Origin of the sequence: Xenorhabdus budapestensis, assembly GCF_017743015.1 — a bacterium.
In the GTDB taxonomy this organism is placed as follows: Bacteria; Pseudomonadota; Gammaproteobacteria; order Enterobacterales; family Enterobacteriaceae; genus Xenorhabdus; species Xenorhabdus budapestensis.
Map to the genome: position 1 here is coordinate 2,489,845 of NZ_CP072455.1, position 5,480 is coordinate 2,495,324.

The 5,480-nt window shown below is 40.6% G+C and carries 2 protein-coding genes; both read left to right on the forward strand.

Annotation, left to right across the window (positions count from 1 at the left end):
* The first annotated feature begins 75 nt into the window (after positions 1–75).
* A complete protein-coding gene (locus HGO23_RS10945) occupies positions 76–1,713 on the forward strand; it encodes a cyclic peptide export ABC transporter (protein ID WP_099135981.1) in 1,638 nt (545 codons plus the stop codon).
* Positions 1,714–2,199: 486 nt separating this feature from the next.
* Positions 2,200–5,454, forward strand: a complete 3,255-nt coding sequence (locus tag HGO23_RS10950; RefSeq protein WP_209026630.1) for a non-ribosomal peptide synthetase — start codon at positions 2,200–2,202, stop codon at positions 5,452–5,454.
* Positions 5,455–5,480 lie beyond the last annotated feature (26 nt).

A 5,480-nucleotide genomic window follows, 5' to 3' on the forward strand; every position in this document is an offset into this window, starting at 1 on the left:
ATAACCATGTTGAGTCTCATTGACCAGTATATATTTTTTTATATTACTCATAATCTCCTATAATGGTTTATTTCTATGACTCTAATAGCTTATCTCTATCGTCAATCCTGGATATTGCTGCTTCTATCAACAATATTTGCATTAATCAGCGGGTTTACGGGTGCATCAGTAGTAGGCATGATTAGCCAGGGAATTACAGGTGCAGTTAGTCTCTCATCATTTATCTGGAACTTTTTTGGTATCTGCATTCTTTTTTTTATTACTAAGACCTTATCAGAAGTTCTGCTATCACATTTAACCCAGGCAACGATTTATTCCCTGCGACTGAGTCTGAGTAATAAAATATTACGGGCACCTTTCAAGAAACTGAACAATATCGGGAAACATGGCCTGTTGGCTGTTCTGACCAAAGATGTCGATGTGTTTATACACTCCTTTATGTTAGCACCAACCGCCTTTGGCAATATTACACTTATTATCGCTTGTTTCGGCTACTTAGCCTGGATTTCCTGGCAACTCTTTATCATTCTGACCGTTGTCTGTCTGCTCACAATGTATATCTTCTATTTCTTGGAAAAGCGCCCTATACGCCTGATGGAAGAGATGCGTGAGCAGGTAGATAAGATATACCTCAGCTTCCAACAGCTAATCGATGGCAGCAAAGAGTTAAAACTCAATAGTCAGAAAGGCAATGCGTTTATTGACAGAGTCATTTCTCCCGGCGCGAAAAAATTCAAAGAGATCTGTATTAAAGCAAATAACAACTACGCCTGGGTACTGAATGCCGGCTCGGTGGTCTTTTATATTGTCATCGGCTTTATGATTTTTGTTGTACCTATCTGGTTACCTCAAGAGCCTTCTAATTTGATGACAGTCACTCTGATTGTTCTATTTTTATCCGGCCCAATCAGCGAATTGATCGGCGCAATTCCAGAATTAAGACAAGCCGAAATTTCGCTACAAAAAATGAAACAACTGGATAGCGAGTTGGAAGAATCTCTGTATATACAACAAGCTAATACACCAAACCCATTTGCAAATGAACAGTCACTATCGCTTGAATTAAAAGATGTCGTTCACCACTACACTACCGACAAAGAAGATCGGGAGTTTAAACTGGGGCCGATGAGTCTGACTATTTCCCAAGGCGAAATTATTTTTATTGTCGGTGGAAACGGAAGCGGAAAGACAACACTTGCCATGCTGTTAGTCGGCTTGTTCGAACAAGAATCCGGCTCTATCTGGCTTAATGGTGTAAAAATGGATCAGACAAATAACGAACACTATCGTCAATACTTTGCAGCCGTTTTCTCTAATTACCATCTATTCGATCAACTGTTAAATACCGGAGCAAATGTTACCGAAAAAGCGACCCATTATATTGAAGCTTTAAACATGAGCCATAAAGTCAAAATCGTTGACGGACAATTCTCGACAACTGAACTTTCAGCCGGTCAGAGAAAACGCTTAGCCTTAGTGTCTGCTTATCTGGAAGATCGTCCTATTTATCTATTTGATGAATGGGCTGCGGATCAAGACCCTGTATTTAAAAGAATATTCTATACAGAATTATTGCCGGAACTAAAAGCTCGTGGTAAGACCGTTATTGTTATTAGCCATGATGATGCATATTTTGATATTGCAGAACGCGTAATTAAGTTGGAAGATGGACACATTAAAGAGGTAAACACCAATAGCCATCATTCTGGCTGAAAATGATCTAGATCAAAGACAACCTACTTATTATAAATATATCCTCGCCCATTTTGAGAGCCTCGTTAAACAGGCTCTTTTTTTATAGGATATATATATCATTTAGATTATTATGTTATATAAAATATTCATAATAATAACACTTATTACCTATAATAAAATTAGATATAAAAGAAAGGGAATATCACTATGTAAAGTTTTTTTATTTAATATATAATCTAACACCTTAAATACCATAATAAAGAAAAAATACAGCTTATATACAAAATGAAATTAACTTATAACTTTCCTGTGAAATGACATTCATGTCACTGTAATGTTTTTTTTATTACGTTGTACTTCCATCGCATTAATTTTCTGCTGGAAAATAAATTTATTGAACTTTATTTAACCAATATTTTTGGCCTTAAATTCTGTTCTTCTTTTTTGTTTTATCAGTTCTCAAGTTTTTGTTTTTCCATATACCCATAAAAGGGGAGCTATAAAATGAATTATCCTGATACATTGAAATCATTTGCTTTATCAGAAGCACAAAGCAGCCGTTGGTTTCAATATCAAATTAACCCGGCCCAAAGGGGGCAGAATAATAGTGCGTTTTGTGCCAGAGTTAAGGGTTTAACTGCTGAGAAATTAGAAGACGCACTCAATCATCTGATAAAACGCCACCCTATGTTACGGGCTAGTTTTGGTCAATATGACGGTAAGTTAGGATACCAAATAGCAGAAAATGCCGTGATTAAGATCACCAGACATGATGCCAGGGATCTGAGTGAAGAAACGCTACAACAAGTCGTTCGTAATGATTGCTGGCACGCTTTCGATCTGAATAATCCATTACGTGCTTATGCCAGTTGGTATCAATGTGATGATCAGGAAAGCGTCATGGTATTAACCTTTGACCACCTTGCCGTTGATGGCTGGTCTTATTGGATATTATTGGAAGAACTGGGCAAGCTCTTAACCGAACAAGAATTACCCCCTGCATCAGAACGCAGTTACCAAGACTATGTTATCTGGCAACAGCAATGGCTGAATAGTAACAATGCCAAAAAACAACAACAATTCTGGTGCGATAATCTGAGCGGCCATTTAACAGAATTACAATTGCCTATTAGCAATAAACCGGTAATTAACCAATTTCCCTCGGCAACAGATAAAATTACAGTTCCCGGCAAGCTCTCCGATACGCTGGCCAAAAAACTACTTACAATGGCGGAAAAATATGGCAATAGCCTGTTTGCAATTTTTCTGGCTGCCTATCAAATTCTGTTACATCGTTACACTGGTCAGGACGATATTTTTGTCGGCTCTATAATGCCAGGTCGCAGCCGGGCTCCCTGGGGAAAATTGGTGGGTGAGTTTGTCAACCCAGTAGCCTTACGCGGTCAAATCAATGGCGAAATGACTGTACAGGAACATATCTTACAAGCAGTTAAAACTATTCGTCAGGCTATCGAGAATCAAAAATATCCTTTCCCCAAAATCCTGGAACAAATTAAGGTACAACGGCACGCAGATACCCACCCTGTTTTCCAGACGATTATGACCTTTCAACAACCCAGATATATCAGTAACCTGGTATCACTTTGGATGGATCAGAGTGGCAGTACGACTGTGCACTGGGGAGGAGCAGAACTGCGATCTTTCCCATATCCTTATTATGCCGAGATGCCTGTTCCTCTGATGGTTAATGTTATAGAAGTCGATCAACAGATTAATTGCGGTTTTCATTATGATACTAAGTTGTTCGATGCTGAGTTAATCGCTCAACTCATGAACAATTTTTTCAACTTGCTGACAGTAATGGCAGATGATGATCAACAGACTATTGACAGCTTACCGTTGATGGATGAATCAGAACGCCAGCAAATTCTCTATAATTTTAATGCAACTGACGTCTCCTACCCACAAAACATTCTGCTTCACCAATTATTCGAACAACAAGTCAACTATGCGCCGGCAGCAATTGCACTGGTTTGTGATAACCAACAATTGACTTACGAGGAATTGAATCGTCAGGCCAATAAACTCGCACACGCTTTTGTTGCAGCCGGTATTCAGGCAGATAATCGCATCGGTCTCTGCATGGAACGTAGCCCGGCTATGGTCATCGCATTACTGGGAATATTAAAAGCGGGTGCAGCTTATGTTCCTCTCGATCCAGAATATCCGGCAGATCGTCTCAAGCATATTCTGACCGACAGTAGACCGGCACTTATCCTGAGCCATCATGGGTTACAAAGCCACTTACCAGACACTAATGCTCCTTTGTGGATATGGGAAAGCGAAGAATTGCAGGCAACTATCGCTGAGCAGCGGGAAGATAATCTCTCTATCACCGATTTGGGGCTGACATCGCGTAATTTGGCCTATGTTCTGTATACCTCAGGGTCAACAGGTTTACCTAAAGGGGTAATGAATGAGCATCGTGGTGTCGTCAACCGCTTACTTTGGGCTAAAGATGAATATCAATTGAACCCTAACGATCTCGTATTGCAGAAAACCCCATTCAGTTTCGATGTTTCAGTATGGGAGTTTTTCCTGCCTTTGATTTCCGGTGCTCAATTAGTTATGGCACGCCCCGGAGGTCACAAAGATCCCCTTTATTTGCTGGAAGAGATTGAATCCAGAGGTATCACAACCATCCATTTTGTTCCCTCTATGCTACAAAGTTTCATTCATCTCACTCCGGCAGGACATTGCCCTTCTTTACGTCAGATTTTGTGTAGTGGAGAAGCCTTACCGTATTCCCTGCAACAACAGTGTTTATCTCACTTCCCTCATAGTGAGCTGCATAATTTATATGGCCCGACCGAAGCCGCTATTGACGTAACATCCTGGCGTTGTGGATCAGAAAAATATGTCGATTTAGTACCAATTGGTCATCCTATCGCTAATACACAAATCTATATTTTGGATAAACATGATCGGCTTGTTCCTATCGGAGTGACCGGGGAAATTCATATTGGTGGTATTGGTGTTGCCCGCGGTTACTTAAATCGCCCTGAACTAACGGCAGAACGTTTTGTTCATGACCCATTCAGCAATCGCCCGGAAGCACAGATGTATAAAACGGGAGATTTGGGGCGTTGGCTACCTGATGGCAGCATCGATTATCTGGGCCGTAATGATTTTCAGGTCAAGATACGGGGAAATCGCATTGAATTGGAAGAAATTGAAACTCGCCTGGCCCAATGTGCTGGTGTTCAGCAAGTTGTGGTTGTTGCACGTGCATATGACTCAGCAGATACAAGGCTGATCGCCTACATCATCCCCCAATCAGGTACTACACTGAATATTCCTGAACTACGGGAACAATTGGGCAATAGCCTGCCTGATTACATGATCCCCAGCGCATTTGTCATGTTGGATGCTTTCCCACTGACATTAAGTGGCAAATTGGATCGCCGCGCTCTCCCCATTCCCGATCACTCATCAGTGATCACACAAGAATATGCAGCACCACAAGGTGAAATTGAAGAACAACTGGCTGATATCTGGCAAACGGTATTGAAGATAGATCGTATCGGACGTTATGACAATTTCTTTGAGCTCGGTGGGCACTCGCTCTTGGTTCTGCAACTTCAATCAAGAATTAATGAAATCTTTGACGTTGATATCTCTATCCAGCAATTGTTTGCACATCCGTCTATCTGCCAGCTTGAAGAGTGCATTATCAACGCTCAATTACTGCAATTTGACGCAGATTCCCTACAAGATATTTATAAATCAATGGAATAAATCTGGCTCTCAAATGGTACTTAAAC

What these genes read in the sequence shown, in the direction of transcription:
- HGO23_RS10945 (WP_099135981.1), top strand. Translation starts at nt 76, where the DNA reads ATGACTCTAATAGCTTATCTCTATCGTCAATCCTGGATATTGCTGCTT.
- HGO23_RS10950 (WP_209026630.1), top strand. Translation starts at nt 2,200, where the DNA reads ATGAATTATCCTGATACATTGAAATCATTTGCTTTATCAGAAGCACAA.